The organism is Caryophanon latum, assembly GCF_001700325.1.
GTDB classification, from domain to species: domain Bacteria; phylum Bacillota; class Bacilli; order Bacillales_A; family Planococcaceae; genus Caryophanon; species Caryophanon latum.
The window spans coordinates 53,943-74,841 of record NZ_MATO01000030.1 but is presented as its reverse complement, the minus strand read 5'-3'; the positions used below and the strand labels follow the sequence as shown (position 1 = coordinate 74,841).

General features: G+C 42.5%; 18 protein-coding genes and 2 riboswitches. Of the genes, 10 read left to right on the top strand and 8 right to left on the bottom strand.

The window, feature by feature from the left end; all coding sequences use genetic code 11:
* Nucleotides 1-352 precede the first annotated feature (352 nt).
* From A6K76_RS07490 to A6K76_RS07470, 5 genes are all read left to right on the top strand, one after another.
* Nucleotides 353-2,044, top strand: a complete 1,692-nt coding sequence (locus tag A6K76_RS07490; protein WP_066463646.1) for a methyl-accepting chemotaxis protein — start codon at nt 353-355, stop codon at nt 2,042-2,044.
* A 49-nt stretch (nt 2,045-2,093) separates the two neighbouring features.
* The gene (locus A6K76_RS07485) at nt 2,094-2,525 is read left to right on the top strand and encodes a GatB/YqeY domain-containing protein (protein WP_066463645.1); all 432 of its coding nucleotides are present in this window, start codon (nt 2,094-2,096) and stop codon (nt 2,523-2,525) included.
* A gap of 344 nt (nt 2,526-2,869) precedes the next feature.
* Nucleotides 2,870-4,615 carry a methyl-accepting chemotaxis protein gene (locus A6K76_RS07480; RefSeq protein ID WP_066463644.1) on the top strand — a complete coding sequence of 582 codons (1,746 nt, stop codon included), beginning with the start codon at nt 2,870-2,872 and terminating at the stop codon, nt 4,613-4,615.
* Nucleotides 4,616-4,692: 77 nt separating this feature from the next.
* Nucleotides 4,693-5,262, top strand: a complete 570-nt coding sequence (locus A6K76_RS07475; RefSeq protein WP_066463650.1) for an SLOG family protein — start codon at nt 4,693-4,695, stop codon at nt 5,260-5,262.
* An 18-nt stretch (nt 5,263-5,280) separates the two neighbouring features.
* Nucleotides 5,281-5,601, top strand: coding sequence for a hypothetical protein (locus tag A6K76_RS07470; protein ID WP_066463643.1), 321 nt, complete (start codon nt 5,281-5,283; stop codon nt 5,599-5,601).
* Nucleotides 5,602-5,646: 45 nt separating this feature from the next.
* On the opposite strand, the gene A6K76_RS07465 is transcribed toward A6K76_RS07470, so the two are convergent.
* The 7 genes from A6K76_RS07465 to A6K76_RS07435 all read right to left on the bottom strand — a co-directional run bounded on the left by A6K76_RS07465 (nt 5,647) and on the right by A6K76_RS07435 (nt 14,115).
* Entirely contained in the window at nt 5,647-6,690 is a 1,044-nt protein-coding gene (locus tag A6K76_RS07465; RefSeq protein ID WP_066463642.1) for a S26 family signal peptidase, read from the bottom strand.
* Nucleotides 6,677-7,183: a sigma-70 family RNA polymerase sigma factor gene (locus A6K76_RS07460; protein ID WP_066463640.1), complete on the bottom strand. Its 507-nt coding sequence runs from the start codon at nt 7,181-7,183 to the stop codon at nt 6,677-6,679. Before A6K76_RS07460 ends, A6K76_RS07465 begins: the two co-directional genes overlap by 14 nt.
* Nucleotides 7,184-7,390: 207 nt before the next feature.
* Nucleotides 7,391-8,284 (bottom strand): SH3 domain-containing protein, encoded by an 894-nt coding sequence (locus tag A6K76_RS07455; RefSeq protein ID WP_066463639.1) that lies wholly within the window; start codon nt 8,282-8,284, stop codon nt 7,391-7,393.
* 497 nt (nt 8,285-8,781) lie between these two features.
* Entirely contained in the window at nt 8,782-9,702 is a 921-nt protein-coding gene (locus A6K76_RS07450) for a ribonuclease H1 domain-containing protein (RefSeq protein ID WP_139108661.1), read from the bottom strand.
* 644 nt (nt 9,703-10,346) lie between these two features.
* A complete protein-coding gene (locus A6K76_RS07445; RefSeq protein WP_066463633.1) occupies nt 10,347-11,621 on the bottom strand; it encodes a nucleobase:cation symporter-2 family protein in 1,275 nt (424 codons plus the stop codon).
* Complete coding sequence (locus tag A6K76_RS07440; protein ID WP_066463632.1) at nt 11,621-12,205, bottom strand: xanthine phosphoribosyltransferase; 585 nt, start codon at nt 12,203-12,205, stop codon at nt 11,621-11,623. Before A6K76_RS07440 ends, A6K76_RS07445 begins: the two co-directional genes overlap by 1 nt.
* 124 nt (nt 12,206-12,329) lie before the next feature.
* A riboswitch (purine riboswitch) is annotated at nt 12,330-12,431 on the bottom strand.
* Between the two features lie 247 nt (nt 12,432-12,678).
* Nucleotides 12,679-14,115, bottom strand: coding sequence for an amino acid permease (locus A6K76_RS07435; RefSeq protein ID WP_066463631.1), 1,437 nt, complete (start codon nt 14,113-14,115; stop codon nt 12,679-12,681).
* Between the two features lie 121 nt (nt 14,116-14,236).
* A riboswitch (Lysine riboswitch) is annotated at nt 14,237-14,416 on the bottom strand.
* 245 nt (nt 14,417-14,661) lie between these two features.
* Between A6K76_RS07435 and A6K76_RS07430 the strand changes: the two genes are divergently transcribed.
* Both A6K76_RS07430 and A6K76_RS07425 read left to right on the top strand, forming a co-directional pair.
* A complete protein-coding gene (locus A6K76_RS07430; protein ID WP_169817996.1) occupies nt 14,662-15,861 on the top strand; it encodes a CynX/NimT family MFS transporter in 1,200 nt (399 codons plus the stop codon).
* A 48-nt stretch (nt 15,862-15,909) separates the two neighbouring features.
* The gene (locus tag A6K76_RS07425; RefSeq protein ID WP_066463629.1) at nt 15,910-16,467 is read left to right on the top strand and encodes a restriction endonuclease; all 558 of its coding nucleotides are present in this window, start codon (nt 15,910-15,912) and stop codon (nt 16,465-16,467) included.
* Nucleotides 16,468-16,529: 62 nt separating this feature from the next.
* Here A6K76_RS07425 and A6K76_RS07420 read toward each other — a convergent pair whose 3' ends face one another.
* Nucleotides 16,530-17,600: a nitric oxide synthase oxygenase gene (locus A6K76_RS07420; protein ID WP_066463627.1), complete on the bottom strand. Its 1,071-nt coding sequence runs from the start codon at nt 17,598-17,600 to the stop codon at nt 16,530-16,532.
* Between the two features lie 405 nt (nt 17,601-18,005).
* Between A6K76_RS07420 and A6K76_RS07415 the strand changes: the two genes are divergently transcribed.
* The 3 genes from A6K76_RS07415 to A6K76_RS07405 all read left to right on the top strand — a co-directional run bounded on the left by A6K76_RS07415 (nt 18,006) and on the right by A6K76_RS07405 (nt 20,819).
* On the top strand, nt 18,006-19,484 hold the full coding sequence (locus tag A6K76_RS07415; RefSeq protein ID WP_139108662.1) for a catalase: 1,479 nt from the start codon (nt 18,006-18,008) through the stop codon (nt 19,482-19,484).
* 692 nt (nt 19,485-20,176) lie between these two features.
* Nucleotides 20,177-20,395: a hypothetical protein gene (locus tag A6K76_RS07410; protein WP_066463623.1), complete on the top strand. Its 219-nt coding sequence runs from the start codon at nt 20,177-20,179 to the stop codon at nt 20,393-20,395.
* Nucleotides 20,396-20,399: 4 nt separating this feature from the next.
* Nucleotides 20,400-20,819, top strand: a complete 420-nt coding sequence (locus tag A6K76_RS07405) for a hotdog fold thioesterase (protein ID WP_281181430.1) — start codon at nt 20,400-20,402, stop codon at nt 20,817-20,819.
* Nucleotides 20,820-20,899 lie beyond the last annotated feature (80 nt).

Sequence of the window (20,899 nt, the reverse complement as noted above, 5' to 3'; positions counted from 1 at the left end):
AAGCGAACTTCTATATCTTAGCATTTCTACTAAGTTTTTGTCAACAACTATTTTCAAAAAGTTTTTTTAACTCGTTTTCAATATGTTGTTTCGTTTGCGTCACCTTAGCGACTTCACAAATAATAACATCTTACAATGTATAACGTCAACACTTTTCTATATATTTTTTTGACTTATCGAAAATAGAAAACTCTCTTCCTATATTATATTACATTATTTTTTCCTCGATAAAGTGTGTATGTTATGAATACTTGCCTGCTTTTTTACGAGAATACTATGTTTGCTTCACACCTACTTAACATAACAAACGTACACTTAGTGAAAATACATCCATAGAATGGAGTGTAATACAATGTCATTTCAACGGATGATACGTTTTACAACGATCAGCACGTTAATACTTAGCGTCGCACTCATTACGGCTTTTATCTTTTTACATATAACAATTCAACAACAGGAGAAAAGCTACGAGCAACAAACAGCGATTTCGCAGTTAAATAGCGAGTTGCAAACGATGACGGCGCATTTATCGTCATTAGCACGTGTGTACGTTCAATCAGAGGACGAGCACGATTTGAAAAACTATGATGAGCAGTTAACCCAGGCTGAACAAATGACGTCAGCGTTCCAAGAAGAAACGTTGCCAAAGGAAGCACAAACAATTTTGCAAACGATTATTGATATGTCGACACGCACGCATGAACTAAATGCGTGGGCGTTTAATTTAGTGGCGATGGATGAACAAAAAAACGCATTGTCGGTGCTGTATAGCGACGATTACATTGCCAATGAAAAGGAAATTTTAACGTATTTGACCGAACTACAAACAGCCGTCGATGCATGGTCAAAAAAAGAGCATGATGTACTTGAGCAAAAGCTATTAGGGCTGTTGAATTTAACTGCATGCATCGCGATGATTTTCATTGTGCATATTGCGATTTTAATGATTGTATTGGCGAAAAAGCTACGACCGCTTCAACTTATGAAGGAGCGCTTCCACGCATTAAGTGACAACGACTTAACGATTATGCCGCTTCAAACGACGACTATGCCAGCTGATGAAGTGCGCGACGTAGCGAATGCCTTTAACCGCATGCTGCACAATTTCCAGCATGTTATCGGTAGCGTGTCGCAAGCAAGCACAAACGTCGCAGCCTCGTCACAGGAGCTTGTCGCAACGATTACAGAAGCAAGTGATGCCGTTGACGCGTCATACAATGCGGCAATTCGCGTCCATGAAAGTGCGGAAATGCAGCAATCCCTATTGCACAAAAGCATGTACGACGTAAACAACGTAACGGAGCAGCTACAATCAATTGCATCGCACGCCTCGACAATTTCACAAACATCCATTGAGGCAAACACTGTCGTCGATCACGCTATTACACAAGTCGAAAATACTTCGGCGACGATCCATCATATGGCATTTGCGATGGATCGTGTAGAGGAAGCGATGCATCATTTAGAAAACACGGCCGATGCGATCGTTCACTTTACAAGCACGATTGAAGAAATTGCTGCACAAACGCATTTGCTTGCATTAAATGCTTCAATTGAGGCAGCGCGGGCAGGTGAACATGGCAAAGGCTTTGAAGTTGTAGCAACCGAAGTTCGAAAATTAGCCGAGCAGTCGCAGCAATCTGCACAATCCGTTGCTAACACGATGATAGCCGTGCAGCAAGCCGTAAGCACGACTGCATCACAGCTACAGCACATGCATAGCTTCGTCGAAAGTGGCGTCCAAAGCATCGATGAAACGCATACGCTGTTCTTTAAAATTGCTGAGGCGAACCGCTCCGTGACAGAACGCACAACGAAAACGAGCGCGTTCGTAAACGACATGCTGCAGCTAACGAATACGGTGACGCACAACTTCCATGCGCTGCTTGAATTATCGGTACAATGCGCTGCTCACTCGAAAGATACGCGCGAGCATATGCAAGTGCAGAAAAAAACGACAGCACAAATTACAGACGCTTCAGAACGTTTAGCGATTGTTGCAAGCTCGCTCGACACAGAAGCAGCGTTATTTCGCTTGAGTTAGTTGCCGTGCTATAATGGCTACACCTCATAATAAGAATGGAGCGTTTCGTATGTTAAAAACAGAAGTATTTAGCCAATTAAAAACGGCGATGAAAAATAAAGACGTGCTTGCAAAGGGCGTTTTAACACTTGTGAAGGCGGCACTTGATGCAGCTGAGAAGGAAAAAGGCAGCGAACTAACACAAGAGGAAGAAATCGCAGTCATTAACCGTGAAGTAAAACAAACGAACCAAGCGTTAGACGGTGCAAAATCTGCCGGTCGTGACGACTTAATCGAAAAAGAAGAAGCAAAATTAACATTGTTAAAAAGCTTTTTACCTAAGCAATTAACAGAAGAAGAAATTGCAGCAGCATTAAAAGAAGCAGGCGTAGCAGCAGGAATGAATATGGGGGATGCGATGAAAATTGCAAAGCCTTTATTAAACGGTAAAGCAGAGGGCGCAGTCATTTCGAAAGTCGTAAAAGCGATCATTTCTGCGTAACAACTTAACGTTTGTGCAACGAGGGATATCATGCAAATGGTATCTCTTTTTTCATTGTCCACTATACCGCATTTAGTGACTATCGTACAAAACTGTCTATTTCATTTCGCAGCGGTCGTCACTTTTATGTTAAAAGCGCTCAATATACTACCACGATACATAGATGGGCGAAATAGCTTATTTGTCAATAGGAAATAAAAATACTTTTCTCCTATATTTTTATTGGCAAAAAGAATTGGAAATGTCATAATAAATACAAATAATGCTATTTTATACGTTTTTTCGCTCGTTATTTCAACAGAATTCCAGCATTATGTAGCTACGTATAGAGGGAGGGCTTAGAAATGAAAGGTTATTACATTTCTGTTCGCACAAAAATTATCGTTACTTCACTGTTACTTATACTCATTCCTTGCTTGACGATTGGCACGTTCAACTATATACAAGCAACGACCGAGTTAGATGCTCTTGGACAAAATTTAATACAAAATAGCGTAACGTCGACAGAAGCGCTCGTCAATGAAATGCTACAACAAGTCGAAGAAGGTGTGCTTACAAAAGAGGAAGCACAAGAAATTGTCAAAGCACAGGCGTACGGTCCATTGCAAGATGATGGCACGCGTGTTCAGCACAACATGATGAAACTAGGTGATTCAGGCTACGTATACATCGTCGACTCAAAGGCGAACGTTATTTTACACCCGAACTTAGAAGGTGAGGACACGTACGATTATCAAGATGCAGACGGTCGCTATTTCATGCGTGAAACGGTTGATCTTGCTTTATCAGGTGGCGGCTTTATCAATTACGAATTCCCACTTCCTGATGATCCAAATAAAATTGAAATGAAAACATCTTACACAACGTACATTCCAGAGTGGGATTGGGTAATTGTTTCTAGCACGTACGTATTTGAATTTAATAGCGGTGCGATGGCCATTATTCGTACGCTCATTATTTCGCTCCTTATTGCATTAGCGATTGGCTCTATTATGACATTTTACTTAGCTCGCGACATTTCATCACCACTTCAAAACTTATCTCGCTTAACAGAGCAAGTGGCTAAAGGAAATTTAAATATTTCGACGGAGTTAACGAATCGTACAGATGAGGTTGGACAGCTTCATAATCATTTCTCGCACATGGTGACACATTTAAAGGAGCTTATTCAAAACGTCGAGCAATCAATTGAACAAATTGAACATACGTCACATAATTTATCGAACGTGTCAGAGCAAACGACCGCTTCAAGTAACGAAATTGCGGCGGCGATTGAGAACGTAGCAGACGGTGCGAACAATCAAGCAATCGATACTGAAACGACAGCGCAATCCGCTCAAACGTTATCGACATATATCGATACGCTCGATAAACAAAACGAGCAAATGCTGTCGCAATCACTCGTAATGCAAGAAGCAAACAACGACGGCTCAACACAGCTACATACGTTACGTAAACAGTCCGAAGAAACGTATGAAGTCGTCTCAAATATTCATGCCGTATTTGAAGGATTAGCGACGAAAATTCAAAACATCGATTCGATCATTCAAACAATTACGAGTATCTCCGCACAAACGAACTTACTTGCATTGAACGCATCGATTGAGGCAGCACGAGCAGGCGAGCACGGCAAAGGCTTTGCAGTCGTAGCAGAGGAAGTTCGTAAGCTTGCCGAGCAAACAGCTGATGCAACGAATTCCGTTCATGAAACGTTAAGCGGCATTACACAAGAAACGCAAGCGGTGACGAAAGAAATTGCACGCACACACGAAATTGTTGAAACACAGCACGAAGCAGTAACACAAACAGCACAAGCATTTGCGACAATTCGCACATGTACAGATGACGTTGTTGCAACAGTTGAGCAAATGTCGACGTACTTACATGATTTAACAGATGCAAAAGATACGATGACGCTTGCGATTGCCAACATCGCTGCGATTAGTACGCAAAATGCCGCTTCTGCTGAGGAAGTTGCCGCTTCGATCCAAGAGCAACAAAGAGCGATGCACGTCGTAGTGAACTCGACACATATGCTCTCAAGCGAAGTGGAGCAGCTTCGTCACACAATCGAAAAATTTACAATTTAATTGCTCGTTTTTTATGCGTCGTGGTACAGCATCACGGCGCTTTTTTTATATACTTTTTCTATAGAAAGGATGATTGCATCATGAAAAGTGTATACGTTTCCGGCTATCGTCCACACGAGCTCGGCATTTTTAATAGCACACACCCAGGCGTCGGTATTATTAAAAAAGCGATTGCAGAGCGGCTTGAGCTGTTTATTGACGATGGGCTTGAATGGGTCATCATTAGCGGGCAGCCTGGCGTCGAAACGTGGGCAGCTGAAATCGTCATTGAGCTGAAACAGCAGTATGAACAGCTAAAACTCGCGATCATCACTCCGTTTTTAAATATGGACGAGAACTGGAAGGACGATAAAAAGCAAACGTTTCATTACATTTGTAGCGAAGCGGATTTCGTATCAGCAACGTCGAAAAAACCGTACGAAGCACCGTGGCAATTTGTCGAAAAAGACAAATTTATTTTAGACAATACAGAAGGATTATTACTCGTCTATGACGAAGAAAATGAAGCATCACCGAAGTTTTTACTCCGCCTTGCTCGCCAATATGAGGAGCATGTAGAACATTATGAACTACACCTCATTAATGCGTATGATTTACAAACCGTTGCAGAAGAAATGCAACAAAGCACATGGGACGATTTTTATTAACGAAAGGACGGATTATTCATGCAAGCTATCGCTCCAACCATCGTTCAACAAGAAGATTTCATATATGTACGCCATGACGTATACGGACGTTTAATTCGCTATTCGCGCGGCATTCATTTAAGTAACGATACGTTCCAAACGATTTTTAATGCGCTCGATGCACATGCACGTAGCTACTTTTTCTTTCATAACAACCCGGCACACGCTATTACGATCGGCAGCTATTTAAACGGGCATGCAAGCTTTGCCGTTGCCGCGTTCCATCATTTTAAGCAGCACGGTATGACGTTACATGAGCTGATTGACGGTCAAGATTTTTACATTCACATTACGGAATAACAAAAATGGGGAGGCACTAACGTCACGTTAGCACCTCCCCATTGTTTAATTGCTTCCTAACTTCCAGCCTGTTGCCGTTTTATACATCGTAAAGACGTACACAATGCCATGCTCGCGCTCAAAATCATAGCGCAGCACGACGCGGTCACCTTGTTGTTCGGCTGTACGGTAACTCGCCTCTAAGAAAAATTCACCGACGCGGCTCTCGTACGGGAATGTATAGCCGTCATGTAACCACGCTTGTGCATTGTCACCGTTTTCGAATGCTAAATTATATAGTAGCGCATCGAATGCTTGCTCTGCGTCGAACGGATCAAATGCTTGCTCGTCGGTCGTAATGCCGACTACTTCACCGTAAATTTTATGCACCGGAATGATGGCGGCACCTTGTAGTGAATCGCTTGCTGGGAAGCGGTTAAGCACCATATATTCACGTGCGTTTAACACTTGCTCGTAGCCACCCGCAATGCTAACACCGAGCTTTTCATATTGCTCGATAAGCGGCATGTCGACACGTTCGCCGTTAATGCGTAGCTCACCGTCGCGTAAATAAATGCGGTCACCTGGCACCGCAATAATTTCGTAATATTCCTCTTTATATACAGGTAAATGACTGCCGCTATACGTTTTCGTGCGCACAATGTCGCCTTGGTCGTAAACCGTTTTGTCATATAGCTGCTCTTTTCGCTCGACGATTGGTGCGTATGTTTTGCCGTCGTGCGTAAACGTTTGTGCATCGATATATTGAAGGCGTGATTGTATGTTAAGAGTTGGTAGCCCTAATAATGTTGCCTCATCAATCGATGATAGCTCGTCATTTCCTTTTTGTAGCCCGATTGCATATAAATCATCAAGCGGATCGTACGGAACACCGCGCCCGTCTTGAGATGAAAACAAAGGTGAACCAACTGTCGTCATCATTAAAAACAATGCTACAGCTGTCGCAAGCGAAGCAATCGTCGGTACTTGCCACGCGCGCTTTTTCTTTTGTGGTGTTGCTAAAGCGGCTCTTACTTGCTGTTGTATGCGTTGCTCTGAAGCAGACGTATCACCGAACATATCATCAAGCTTACGTTTAAATTCCGTCATACTCGGTCGCCTCCTGTTGCGCAAAAAATCCTTTCATTTGCTGCTTTGCTCGTCGCAGCCTCGTTTTGACCGTATTTTCATTTAACGATAAATCCTCGGCAATTTCTGCAATGGACTGTTCATTATAATAATACAAAATGAGTGGTTCGCGATACTTTAACGGAAGCTCAAACAGCAATTTTCCAAGCATTTTTAATTCTTCCTTCTCGACAACGTGCTCATCTACACCACGTACTTGACTAAAGACGTTATCAAACAACACTTGTTTCTTATATTTCCACGAACGTAAATGATCTTTCGCACGGTTTACGGTCATTTTCGTTAAATACGTCTTTAATGACGCCTCTTGTCGAAATTGGTCGGACGTTTGGAAAAATTTAATGAAAACATCTTGTACAATGTCCTCCGCAGTTGCCCAGTCCTTCACATACAAGTAAGCGATACGTACAAGGTGCTGGCTATGCTCTTTCATTATGGCATCTAATTGTGTCATGTACTCGTTAACCTTCCTTACCTTTTGTCGGTTTTCACCGGTATCGTACAACCGAGGTCATCTAGATGAATTGGCGACCGTTCCTCGATTGTTGGTGAATAGCCTTTTTAGGAATAGTTTAACATATATTAGCATTTGCTTCATGAACAGTTCGAAGTACAAAAAGGAAGCAGCTCGCATATGCCACTGCGAGCTACTCCCCCTGTTTTAGCGTGTCGGTTTTTTCGCTGTTAATTGCGATGTCGGTACATAACCTGTTACCGATCCGTTTTGAATGTATGACCAGCCATTTGATGATGGGTACGCACTCACTTCAACACCGTAATATAAAACGTCTGTTACTGCATCTACTGATTTACTATCTACACTACGTACTTCAACGTTCGCCGCATTGATCCAACGCTTCTCTGCTTTCGCTGCTACCATTGGCTCCGCCGCTACGTAACCTACTTTTGTACGGTGGAAAATTACGCGCCAGCCACCTGGAAGTTGACCGTATGATTCAACTGCTGTGTTCGGGAATAATGTGTACATCACTTTTGCTTTTGGTGATGGATTTTCACGAACGACAATGCCGTCTTTTAAGTTTACTTTACGAATTGTTGGCTCTAACGTTACGAAGCTGTTTGATGGCACATAACCTTTATGACCACTTAACGTTTCGATTAATACGCTCGCTGCTGTTGCACTGCGTTGTACAATAATTTCGTTTTTCTTAAATGATGTGTTTACTTTGCTTGGCTCTGTTTTAAACGCCGTATCTTTCGCTGCTAAACGCATTTTACCGTTTGCTGGAATGTCTATTGTGTAACCTGCTACTTGCTCTAAAAAGCTGTTGTTTACGTATGCGTATGTATACGCATCTAACTGCACTTTACGCCAACCTGCAATAACTGTTTCTGTTAGCTTTAATGCTTCACCTTGCTTTAATGTACGAATCGTCGTAGCACTCGGGCTCGCTGCTGACTTTAACGGCGCTCCAATTACTTTAACTAAACGAATTTCTAATACGTCCTCATCTGATGCTGCTTGTACTGGTGATAACATTCCTGAAAATAACATCGGGATTAACAGTACAAGTGAAAGTAAAATCTTTTTCATAACAAACTCCTCCTTTTTTTTAGTTGCCGTACAGACGGAGCAGTTGCGAAATAGTTTCAAATTTTCTAAAAAAAATTTAAAAAGTTTTTTTTGAGGCTCTTCCCCATAACTTGGGGTTGCTTTTCACGTCGAGGCAGGCTTTCCGCGGGCTCGTTTCAAGCAACTTTTATACGTCAATCCCAGCTTACGGTGATGAACCTTTTTTGAGGTGGATTTGGTAGGAGATGTAACGTTGCTGCTTATAAAAAATTAGTACGTGTCTAAAAACTGTATCATTTCGAACAAATGAGGGCTGTCAACGAAATAATAGGTTTATCAGCTCTTCATATAATTATTTGATTTACGAGAGGATGCATCGATTGTCGTGGCAAAATGCGAGCGACGAGACTCCTATAGGAACAGCTCGTGCCGAAACACCCCGTAAGCCTCGACGTAGGAAAGGCGCGGAGGCTTGAGGAAGGTCGTGAGCTCCATATTTCGGTTTCTTTGCCATCTTCTTATTCCTCCTCTATTTTTATTACTTTATTCAATGTGTAGTCGGATCCTTTTTCACTTAAATTTAGCGCTAATGTTAACGTATTTAAGTCGAAATTTGCGTCAACTATTAAATCAGCTACTTTTCTTTTTTCGTTTTTCCAAAAGTACTTAGCAATCTTCGTAATCGCACTGTCATTAAGGATGAAATCTTTATATTGTATTTTCACTTTGGCTGCATCCATTGGACCAACGATTTCATAGTAATCCTTTAACTTCATTACATCGGTAGTTTTGTCACTTGAAGTGTCTTCAACCGTTACGTTTACGTCATCTTTTACTCTATGAACTGTATTATTGATAGCAGCCTTCGCTAGTTGATCTGCCATTTCATTAAATGTATCTCCTGCATGTGCTTTTACTTTAATAAACTGTATCGTAATTTTTGTTGCCAATTCATTTAATTGTGATACATAATTTTGCGTTGTTTTTTTATTCGCTTTCCATTCTTTCGTATACCATTTTTCCAACCCTTCATAATCGTAAAATATATTTACTGATGTATATTTGTTTTCTATAGCCCATTCTACTGCATATAATACACCTGCAATTTCCGCAGACACATTCCATAAATCTTCTTCTATTAAAACTTCCTTAGCGACCGTCTGCATAACCTCTCCATTCAAAATAATGACGCAACCAAATCCTGCTTTTTTTAACGCTTTTGAATAGCTACCGTCTACATAAATACTCAAGCCATCGTTCATCATTGGTTTTGTTTGTTTGGAAACCGGTTTGCTTTGTACAAATGCCTCCGCTTCTTCTTTTGTGGCAAAAGATTTATAGCTCGCCCCACTAAATCCCTTTACTTGTGCCTCACATTCTGCCCATGTCATAAATACACCCGTTTTCCGTCCCGATCTTACAGCATAAAATTTACCCATTAAATCACTTCCCTTTTCCGTGTTATTTCTGAATTTCACTTATATATTACTCTTATAATACAGTCACTATAAACCTTTTCCAACTTGAAAAGATTCACATCTATATAGACGGTGAATGTATGTTAGCGTTTTGTTCGTCGGCTCTCCACATCGAGGCAGGCTTTTTCCGCGGGCACAGCCTCAACTAATGTTTGTCGGACAAGCTACTAAACGCGAACAACGACCTATAGTTTCATATAAAAACAAGCGTGTTGATTAGCCATTCAACTGGCATTTCGCGTATGGTGGCTCGCTTTGTCTCTGCGATTACTCGAGACAGAAAAACATGTGCTCCTGCGGTTACTCGTCGCAGATAAATTCCTGGGGCTCGGCGGCGAACACGATGTTGGTCATGAAGGCGATGCCACATGGACGTGGCGCTCATCACCTTCCTCAAGCCTCCGCGCCTCTCCTATGTCGAGGCTTACGGGGTCTTGAGGCACGAGCTATTCCCCAAGGAGTCTCGCCACCCGCTCCATGCCACAAAAATGCAGCGTTCATCTCCGTCTTGCTACTAAAAACAAGCAATTCAGCTGTATAAAAATAGCTAATCAACAGACCTGATATAAAAAACCACCTACCCAAATGAGTAAGTGGTTTTCATTTTATGCTTCTTTCTTCTTGCCAATCATATTAAACACGATGTTTAACACAATCGCTGTCACAGAACCGGTTACGATCCCGTTTGAGAAAAGTGTTTCAAGCATATCTGGAAGTGATACGAATAATCCTGGCACAACTGATACGCCGACACCTAAGCCGACTGCGCATGCAACGATTAAACCGTTTTCCATTGATTTATTAATTTCTGGTGCAAGCATTTGCATCCCTTGTGTAATAACTAAACCGAACATTGCCACCATCGCAGCACCTAATACGGGTGTTGGAATGATTTGCGTTAACGCTGCAAACTTCGGTAAGAAACCTAATACGATTAATAAGCCACCTGTAATGTAAATAACGACGCGATCTGTTACGCCTGTCATTTTTACAAGACCTACGTTTTGCGAGTATGTTGTGTACGGGAATGCGTTGAAAATACCGCCGATTACTGATGCTAAACCTTCTGCACGGTAGCCACGCGCTAAATCTTTTTCACCAATTGGCTTTTTCGTAATGTCGCTAAGTGCGTAGTAAACACCTGTTGATTCAACAAGTGATACGATGGCGATTAACGTCATTGTCACGATTGCTTCTAAATGAAACTCTGGCATACCGAAGTAAAACGGTTGTATCATATGGAACCAGCCTGCTTCATTTACTGGGTCAAAGTTAACAACGCCCATTGCTAATGCAACAACTGTTCCGGCAACCATACCTGCTAAAATTGCGATGGCACGCATGAAGCCTGTTGTGAAGCGGTATACGATAATAATAACCGCTAACGTAATGAATGCTAACAATAAGTTCATGCCTGATGCAAAGCCTTCTGCTGCCGCATCACCGCCACCGATGTTCGTTACTGCTGTCGATAATAAGCTAATTCCGATAATTGTTACGACTGAGCCTGTTACAACTGGTGGGAAAAACTTGACGATTTTGCCGAAGAATCCAGCGATCACAATGACGATTGCACCTGATGCGATGATCGCACCATAAATTGCCCCGATGCCTGCGCCGTTACCGATTGAAATGATCGCTGGCACTGCTGTAAACGTACAGCCGAGTACAACGGGTAAGCCGATGCCGATGACTTTACCGCGCCATACTTGGAAAATCGTCGCGACACCACACATGAATAAATCGATTGCGACTAAATACGTAATTTGTTCCGGCGTCATACCGATACCGTAACCGATAATAAGCGGTACTAAAATCGCACCTGTATACATTGCTAGTAAATGCTGAAAACCAAATGCAAGCGCTTTTACCTTATCCATTAAAACTCACCTTCTTCGAAAAATTCGACCTTTCCGTCCTTCAGTGATTTAATGCGTGCAAGTGATTCAATGCGTAGCCCTTGCTCACGTAAAATTTTGCCGCCTTGCTGGAAGCCTTTTTCAATAACGATGCCGACACCGACTAAATGTGCGCCAGATTGATTAACGATATCAACTAATCCTTTTACCGCTTCACCGTTCGCTAAAAAGTCATCGATAATAATAACGTTGTCGTCCGCTGATAAAAAGTCGCGCGATACAGAAATATCGTTCGTTTCTTGCTTCGTAAATGAATATACTTGTGATGTATATGTGTTATTCGTTAACGTTAACGATTTTTTCTTGCGTGCAAATACGACCGGTGCGCCAATCGTTAAGCCAAGGAATGTCGAAGGCGCAATGCCTGACGATTCAATCGTTAATACTTTTGTGATGACCTCGTCTGAGAAGCGGTTTGCGAACTCTTCGCCAACTTGCTTCATTAACAGTGGGTCGATTTGGTGATTTAAAAATGAATCAACTTTTAGTACGTCTTCTGATAGCACGCGACCTACTGCGTGAATCTTTTCTTTTAATGCGTCCATTGGAATGAATCCTCCTAAGTTTGTTGTTTCATAAGCACAAATAAAAAACTCGAAAAGTATAACCTCACTTTTATGAGTGGGTCATACTTCCCGAGCGCTATGTTCGAAAAAGTTTAGGTCAATTCCTAAGTTTATGAGCCCTCATAGTCGATCCATTTACGGTGAACCGGTAGAAACTTGCGAACCATATTATCGCGGTTATATGAGTGAGTAATACTTCTTTCAGAATGAACTTATTAAAACATGAATTTTCAGCATTTACAATACGTTCCCTCATACTAAAAGTCACTCATCATTCGTAAACGACGTAAATTCATACATTTCTAAAAGATGAACGTTCGGTTTTAAGCAAAAATATGCACGAATTTTTTTGATGCTTCTTCATTTTTCTCACAATATACGGACGTCATTTTGCTTTGCTATAAAAAAAGACTGTGCATAAGCGTATTTCAGCTCGATGCACAGTCTCATTATTAATCTAAATCTGCATCCTTTAAAGGCACAATTTTTGTTTTGTATTTAATTTTATAACCTAACCAAAGCGCGATAAATAATGGAATGCCGATGTACGATACGAGAATACCTTCCCAATCGATGCCACCGAAAAATGCTGTATAGTTTTGACCTAAAATAACGATTAAGCAGACGATAAACGCAAATAGCGGTCCAAATGGATACCATTTTGCTTTATACGGTAGCTTGCTCATGTCGCGCCCTTGTAGCTCGTACGCTTTACGGAAGCGGTAATGCGAAATGGCAATACCTAACCATGCGATAAAGCCGGATAAACCTGAAGCGTTCAGTAGCCAAATGTATACGACACCATCACCGTAAAACGATGATAAAAACGCTAAAGAACCAACTGCTAATGTGGCAAGTAACGCCATGATAGGTACGCCACGTTTGTTTAATTTCATAAACATTTTCGGTGCTTTACCTTCGACCGCTAATTGGTACAGCATACGGCTCGCCGCATAAAGTCCTGAGTTACCAGCTGAAAGCATCGCCGTTAAAATAATCGCATTCATCAGTGATGCCGCAAATGCGATCCCTAAACGGTCAAATACGAGCGTAAATGGTGACGTTGCAATGTCATCTGATAATAAGCGTGGGTCGTTATAAGGAATAATTAACCCGATCGCTAAAATCGCTAAAATGTAAAAAATTAAAATGCGCCAAAACACTGATTTTACTGCCTTTGGAATGCTTTTGGCTGGGTCGTCTGTTTCAGCAGCTGTTACCCCTAAAAGCTCCGTCCCTTGGAATGAGAAGCCAGCTGCTAAGAAAATACCAAACAGTGCTAAAAAGCCGCCGTTAAACGGTGCATCGCCTGCGAAGAAGTTTTCAAAGCCGATTGGGTCTTCCCCTTTTAAAATACCGAAAATCATTAAGAACGATACGACGATAAAGACGATGACCGTTGCGACTTTAATCATCGCAAACCAATATTCTGCTTCCCCGTACGCTTTTACTGATAAAAAGTTAAACGTTAATACGACAACGATAAACATAATCGTCCACAGTGCTGATGAGCTATCTGGGAACCAATATTTCATAATGAGCGATACAGCAGCGATTTCTGCTGCAATCGTAATTGCCCAGTTGTACCAATAATTCCAGCCGAGCGCAAAGCCAAGTGCTGGGTCAACGAATTTCGTTGCGTACGTACTAAATGAACCGGCTGATGGCATATATGCCGCCATTTCCCCTAAGCTCGTCATTAAAAAATAAACCATAATCCCGATTAACGCATATGCAAGTAATGCGCCACCTGGACCTGCTTGTGCGATTGTTCCGCCACTTGCTAAAAATAATCCTGTACCGATCGTTCCGCCAAGACTAATCATTGTAATGTGACGACTTTTCAAGCCACGCTGTAATTGCGGAGGCTCGTTGTTTTGCCTACTCATAAAAAAGTCTCCTTCATGTTTTGATTATTTACATGTGTATGTTTCACTTTATTTCGGCGCGTTCACAAAAATAAAAAAGTCGCTACATTGAAGTAACGACTTATCCGTAAAACCCCATGTAAAAAAAGATAGCACAACACATATTTCTATGTGCCAGTTCTGGTCTTCTTCAGCCCCAGCCCCAGCGCGCCGCATATCGATGTTTGCTGCACACTTCGGCGAATATGACCTTTCCATTGCTCTCACTAGACTCGATCTTCAAGCAATGTACTTATTCATGTTCGCGACCTCTACCTCCTTTTTAAGAGGTAATGTATCATTAAATTGTTAATGCCTAAGAGTGTAACATGTCTTTCGTTTTATTTTCAAGCAACTTTAATTAATTTGTTTTTTCTCACTATTCAGACAAAATTAGCGATTTTTCGACCGTATGTTATGATAAAAGGTGGTATATTCCATTTAACTATGTTGATTATCCTTTAAAATGGCAGTGTATCAACAAACCTGACAAACAGTATTGAATTTAAAATGAAAAGAGCATGCACTATGACAAAACAACAAACAACCGTCGCCACTGCATTATTTATTATTAGCGTTATATTTATTGCGATGACGCTGCGCACGCCACTTACTGCAGTCGGTCCGGTCATTCCACTTATTCGCGATGACCTCGGCATTTCAAACGTGCTTGCAGGTTTTTTAACGACGATTCCGCTCCTTGCGTTTGCGATCATTTCGCCATTCGTCGCGCGCATTGCACGAAAGTTTTCTATCGAACGTACGCTATTTTTTGCGCTGCTGCTCATCGCATCGGGCATCGTACTTCGCGCTTTTACCGACATTAACGGCATTTTGCTCGGCACATTTTTTATCGGTGTCGCGATCGCATTTGGCAACGTACTTATGCCAAGCTATATGAAGCTACGCATGCCGCTAAAAGTTGGTGTCATGATGGCTGTTTATTCGATGTCGATGAACATTTCTGCAAGTATGGCAGCAGGTATTAGTTTCCCGATTGCTGAAACGTCTTGGAGTTGGCGCGGCTCCCTTAGCTTTGCGCTCATTTTCGTCATCGCGGCCATCATCATTTGGCTGCCACAGTTAAAGCAAAAAGCATCGATGCACGCACCGACGACGAGCCGTTCGCTGCCGCTATCAAAGTCGCTGCTTGCGTGGGCAATTGCGGCGATGATGGGCATTCAAAGCTTATTATTTTACTCAACGTCCTCATGGGTACCCGACATTTTAGCGACGCAAGGCTTTAGTGCAAGTGAAGCTGGGTGGCTAAGCTCACTCATGCTCATCGCACAGCTACCGATGACGTTTATCGTACCAATGTTAGCAAGTCGCAAGTCGATGCACATGCCGATTACAATTAGCTTTTGTGCAAGCTACATGCTTGGCTTTATCGTGCTCTATTTCGGTTGGACGTCGCTCGCACCGCTTTCAATGATTTGCATCGGGCTCGCTGGTGGTGCATCGTTTAGCTTAGTGATGATGCTGTTTACGATGCGCACCGAAAGCATTTACACGTCGGCTGAGCTGTCGGGCTTTGCACAATCGACTGGCTATTTACTCGCGGCAATTGGTCCGATTACGTTCGGTTGGCTGCACGACGTTACAAACAGCTGGAGCGCAACAATTTTTGCGTTCATGCTATGTACGATTGTCATACTTATAAGCGGCTTGTATGCATCGCGCAACAAAACGATTGAACAATCATTCGACAGCAAACATACGTGCTAAAAATATGATATAATAGCGAAAAAACTGACGATGTAAAGGGGTTCAATCGTGACAAAGCGTAAACAAAAAAAGAAACAGCAGCGCAAACTCCCGTGGCAAGTAATATTGCTGCTCATCATCGCTGCTATAACGTATTACTTCACGCGCAATGCGGACGTCACGTTGTATGCGGTCATCGGTACAGGCTTCGCATTTATCGTATCCTTTGTTTGGAAAAAGGTGCGCGTTCAACAACCGACTGCGACGGCTAGCACACATCACATTGATGATATGACTGGCGTCGAATTTGAGGAATTTTTAGTGCGCCTTTTTAAGCGTCAAGGCTACCGTGCATCGATGACAAAATCATCTGGTGACTTCGGTGCTGATTTAGTCGTAAAAGGTAACGGCAAAACCGTTGTCGTACAAGCAAAGCGCTATAAATCATCAGTTGGCGTCAAAGCGGTGCAAGAAATTATTGCCGCCATTCGCATGTATGATGCAGATGATGCGTGGGTAGTGACGAACAGCTATTTCACAAAGCAGGCAAAAACGCTCGCAGCACATAATGACGTTCGCTTAATTGATCGCGACGAGCTCCTGCAAATGATTCAACAGTCGCGCTAATAAAAACAGAAGGGTTTGTTCGACTTGTTGACGTCGAACAAACCCTTTCATTATGCATAGATTTACATCGTTTCATGCACCGCTTTCATTGCGTCTATATTGAGCACGTCGGTCGTATAAAAGTAATTCGGCGTCTTTATCGCATTGTCGTACGGCTGGTGAAACACGTGCGTCGTCGCGGGGCTCATCGGTGGAATAAGCCACGCCCAATTCCCGGTCACGTCACGCCCTGCTTCTTTTTCACGCTCCTCAAACAATTGAAATTGCATCGCTGCTGTATGATGGTCGACGATGCTCACCCCGTTTGCTTTAAATGAATGCAGCACTGCGACGTTTAATTCGACAAGTGCGCGGTCCTTCCAAAGTGTCGCCTGCTTCGACGTATCAAGCTTTAACAATTTCGCTACTTGCGGCAACACATTGTAGCGCGATTCGTCCGCAAAGTTGCGCGCGCCAATTTCCGTTCCCATATACCAACCATTAAACGGTGCCGCATGAAACGACTGCTCACCTACTTCAAAGCGCATATTTGAAATGATTGGCACCGCATACCACTTCAGTTGAAGCGGCGAAAAATCGTACTCAGGATGTGTAATCGGCACTTCGAGTATGTAGTCGCTCGGAATATGAAACCATTGCGGCGGGCGTTCGTCCACTTGAACGACGAGCGGCAACACATCAAACTTACCGTAGCGCGGCTGCCAACCGAGCGCGATACATTGCTTCGTAAACTGCACCGAGCTCGGATCACCGATTATTCCGCCGTCCTGCTCATACCCTGCATAACGAATAAGCTGATGATTCCAAATACGCACACGCTTATCATTAAATACGGTGACGGTCGGGCGAATTTTGCCATCGTTCGTCGCGTACGCAATATGGTGCAGCAGCTGCTCAAATATAGTATGCTCATCGACACAATGCCGTGCATCGACGACGTGGAGCGATTGCCAAAACAACCTGCCGATACATTTATTACTATTGCGCCATGCAACTTTTGCGGCGAACGTTAACTCCTCCGTCGTCGCTACAAAGCCGTGCTGTGCTATTTGTTGTTTTCGCTGCTCGAACCATTGCGGTGATTTTGCCGTCTCCTTTACGAACAGCTGCAAAAAATCGATCGTTTTATTCATCGCCGTTCCTCCTTACATATGTTCATCGTAGCGCTTTTTTTACGCATTCTCGAACATCACCTCTTTTAACAAACATGTATTTTACATACATTGACACAACTTTGACGAAAAATTAATTATTCTCATTTAATGTTAACATTCTCAATTAAACTGTCATATTTCACCTAGTTATTACTATAAGGATAGTGGAAAACATGTATAAAAAGTTAGCGTACATACGTTTCAACATATTACTGAACGGGTAAATGTTATAATTGAGCTAGTGAAAAACTTCTCTTTATTCTTATTTTGCTATAATACGAATTCCTTAAAAAGAATTATTATAATCTGCTAGCAATTCTTATTTGGATTTGTTATAGTAGTTGGTGAAGAGAATTTTAATTATGGGGGGCAATAACTATGGCAATGGATAAAAGTCGTAAACTAACAACTACTGCTGGTGCTCCAGTAGTGTCACACGATGACGTATTAACAGCTGGTCGTCGTGGTCCAATTTTATTACAAGACGTTTTCTTAATTGAAAAATTAGCAAACTTTAACCGTGAAGTTATTCCTGAGCGTCGCATGCACGCAAAAGGTTCTGGTGCATTCGGTAAATTTACTGTAACGCACGATATTACAAAATATACAAAAGCAAAAATCTTCTCTGAAATCGGTAAAGAAACTGAATTATTTTTACGTTTCTCTACAGTAGCAGGTGAGCGTGGTGCGGCTGACGCAGAACGTGACATCCGCGGTTTCGCTGTGAAGTTTTACACTGAAGAAGGTAACTGGGATATGGTTGGTAACAACACGCCTGTATTCTTCTTCCGTGACCCATTACACTTCCCAGACTTAAACCACGTTGTTAAGCGTGATCCAAAAACGAACATGCATAACGGCAACTCAAACTGGGATTTCTGGACTTCATTACCTGAAGCATTACACCAAGTAACAATCGTAATGTCTGACCGTGGTATTCCAGCAAACTACCGTCAAATGCACGGTTTCGGTTCACATACTTACTCAATGATTAACGAAGCTGGCGAGCGCGTATATGTGAAGTTCCACTTCCGTACACAACAAGGCATTAAAAACTTCACTGGCGCAGAAGCTGCTGAAGTAATCGGGAAAGACCGTGAATCTTCACAACGCGACTTATTCGAATCAATCGAAAAAGGCGATTTCCCAAAATGGACTATGTACATTCAAGTAATGACAGAAGAGCAAGCGCGTAACTCTAAAGACAACCCATTCGACTTAACAAAAGTTTGGTACAAATCAGAGTACCCATTAATCGAAGTTGGTGAGTTAGAGTTAAACCGCAACCCAGAAAACTACTTTGCAGACGTTGAGCAAGCAGCATTCGCTCCATCAAACATCGTACCTGGTATCGGCTTCTCTCCTGACCGTATGTTACAAGCTCGTTTATTCGCATACCAAGATGCAACTCGTTACCGTTTAGGCGTAAACTTACACCAAATTCCGGTAAACAAACCACGTTGCCCATTCATGGTATACCACCGCGATGGCGCAATGCGTGCTGACGGCAACAACGGTTCAGACTTAACGTACTACCCAAATAGCTACAATGCATTACAAGCTCAACCAGAATACAAAGAGCCTGCATTAGCATTAGACGGAGCAGCTGACATCTACGACTTCCGCGAAGATGACAACAACTACTTCGAGCAACCAGGTAAATTATTCCGTCTTCAAACACCAGAACAGCAACAACGTTTATTCGAAACGACTGCTGCTGAAATGAACGGTGTAGAAGAGTTCATTAAGCGTCGCCACATTTTACACTGCTACTTAGCTGATCCAGCGTACGGTGAAGGTGTTGCAAAAGCAATGGGTCTTTCATTAGACGGTATGGATTTATCAAACCCGTACACGAAATAATCCGTAACACTTATTTTGATATCCAATCCATTAGAGCCTGCCTCGCGATTTGCGAAGCAGGCTCTTTTTTTATGCAGCGTATCGCTTATCATTGTAAAATATGGGAATATGGAAAGGACAAGTATGTGTTGACTAGCCTCTTGACTGTCGGCTTCTCGCCGCGGCGCTTCCAGCCAGCTGTTGCGTTCAGATGAAATAAAAACTCGCACTCTACAAAGCTATATATAATGAACTTAATCTATTAACCCAAACGTGTTGATTAGCCATTCAACTGGCATTTCGCGTATTGCGGCTCGCTTTGTCTCTGCGATTACTCGAGGCAGAAAAGATTTTGCTCCTGCGATTACTCGTCGCAAAAGAACTTTTGCTTGTCCTGCAGAAGTCGCCGCCTACACGTCAGAACGATTCTTTCCTGATGTTCTATTCAAACGTTCAATCTATATACAAGGTGATTGAAATTTAGAATGTGAACGAGGCTCGAAACAAGAGGCGGACTCCTGCGGGAAAAGCGTGAGCGAGAGACTACAGGCTCGAGCCACGCCCGCGGAAAGCCTGCCTCGATGTGGAGAGCCGACGAACAAAATGCTAAAATACATTCACCGTCTATATATATAGCTAATCTACTCATTGAGCGGTCACATCGTTTGCTGCTCTAGAATACATGCTAAACAAATGAAAGGAGCTACTACCCAATGACCGACCAACTACCGCACGAACATTTCGAGAAACAACAAAAGAAAGCGAAAAAAATTCAAAAAGCACTCGAGGACGCCGCACGCACGTTAATGGCGTCAAAGGAAAGCATTGTGACGACGCTACTAAATGAAAACGTCGATATCGACATTATTATGCATGCGACGAAGCTAACAGAGGCGCAAATACTTGAAATTAAACAAAAATATGGAGGTTGATGATATGATGACGAACGAACAGCTATTACAATATTTACCCGTACCACTAGAGGAAACGTTAATTGGCACGCTCGGCATGGAGTTTATCGAAATTACGAAAGAGCGCGTCGTTTGTACAATGCCGGTGGACGGTCGCACGCGTCAGCCGTTCGGGTTATTGCACGGCGGGGCTTCAGTCGCACTAGCCGAAACAGCAGCGAGCATCGGTTCGTTTTTACATATCGATCCGAACACACAATTCGCTGCAGGACTTGAAATTAACGCTAATCACGTACGTGGGAAAAAAGACGGTATTGTTACAGCGACGGCAATCCCGCTTCATATCGGCCGTACAACGATTATATGGGACATTCAACTTACGGATGAAACAGGCAAGCTTCTATGCGTATCGCGTTGTACTGTCGCGATTGGCAATCAACGCTAAAATTTGTTACACGAATGTAATATAGTTGCAATGTGCCACTAACATAGATGTTTTATTATATGCAGTAGGAGGGATGGTCA

What these genes read in the sequence shown, in the direction of transcription:
- A6K76_RS07490 (WP_066463646.1), top strand. Translation starts at nt 353, where the DNA reads ATGTCATTTCAACGGATGATACGTTTTACAACGATCAGCACGTTAATA.
- A6K76_RS07485 (WP_066463645.1), top strand. Translation starts at nt 2,094, where the DNA reads ATGTTAAAAACAGAAGTATTTAGCCAATTAAAAACGGCGATGAAAAAT.
- A6K76_RS07480 (WP_066463644.1), top strand. Translation starts at nt 2,870, where the DNA reads ATGAAAGGTTATTACATTTCTGTTCGCACAAAAATTATCGTTACTTCA.
- A6K76_RS07470 (WP_066463643.1), top strand. Translation starts at nt 5,281, where the DNA reads ATGCAAGCTATCGCTCCAACCATCGTTCAACAAGAAGATTTCATATAT.
- A6K76_RS07465 (WP_066463642.1), bottom strand. Translation starts at nt 6,690, where the DNA reads ATGACGGAATTTAAACGTAAGCTTGATGATATGTTCGGTGATACGTCT.
- A6K76_RS07460 (WP_066463640.1), bottom strand. Translation starts at nt 7,183, where the DNA reads ATGACACAATTAGATGCCATAATGAAAGAGCATAGCCAGCACCTTGTA.
- A6K76_RS07455 (WP_066463639.1), bottom strand. Translation starts at nt 8,284, where the DNA reads ATGAAAAAGATTTTACTTTCACTTGTACTGTTAATCCCGATGTTATTT.
- A6K76_RS07450 (WP_139108661.1), bottom strand. Translation starts at nt 9,702, where the DNA reads ATGGGTAAATTTTATGCTGTAAGATCGGGACGGAAAACGGGTGTATTT.
- A6K76_RS07445 (WP_066463633.1), bottom strand. Translation starts at nt 11,621, where the DNA reads ATGGATAAGGTAAAAGCGCTTGCATTTGGTTTTCAGCATTTACTAGCA.
- A6K76_RS07440 (WP_066463632.1), bottom strand. Translation starts at nt 12,205, where the DNA reads ATGGACGCATTAAAAGAAAAGATTCACGCAGTAGGTCGCGTGCTATCA.
- A6K76_RS07435 (WP_066463631.1), bottom strand. Translation starts at nt 14,115, where the DNA reads ATGAGTAGGCAAAACAACGAGCCTCCGCAATTACAGCGTGGCTTGAAA.
- A6K76_RS07430 (WP_169817996.1), top strand. Translation starts at nt 14,662, where the DNA reads ATGACAAAACAACAAACAACCGTCGCCACTGCATTATTTATTATTAGC.
- A6K76_RS07420 (WP_066463627.1), bottom strand. Translation starts at nt 17,600, where the DNA reads ATGAATAAAACGATCGATTTTTTGCAGCTGTTCGTAAAGGAGACGGCA.
- A6K76_RS07415 (WP_139108662.1), top strand. Translation starts at nt 18,006, where the DNA reads ATGGATAAAAGTCGTAAACTAACAACTACTGCTGGTGCTCCAGTAGTG.
- A6K76_RS07410 (WP_066463623.1), top strand. Translation starts at nt 20,177, where the DNA reads ATGACCGACCAACTACCGCACGAACATTTCGAGAAACAACAAAAGAAA.
- A6K76_RS07405 (WP_281181430.1), top strand. Translation starts at nt 20,400, where the DNA reads ATGATGACGAACGAACAGCTATTACAATATTTACCCGTACCACTAGAG.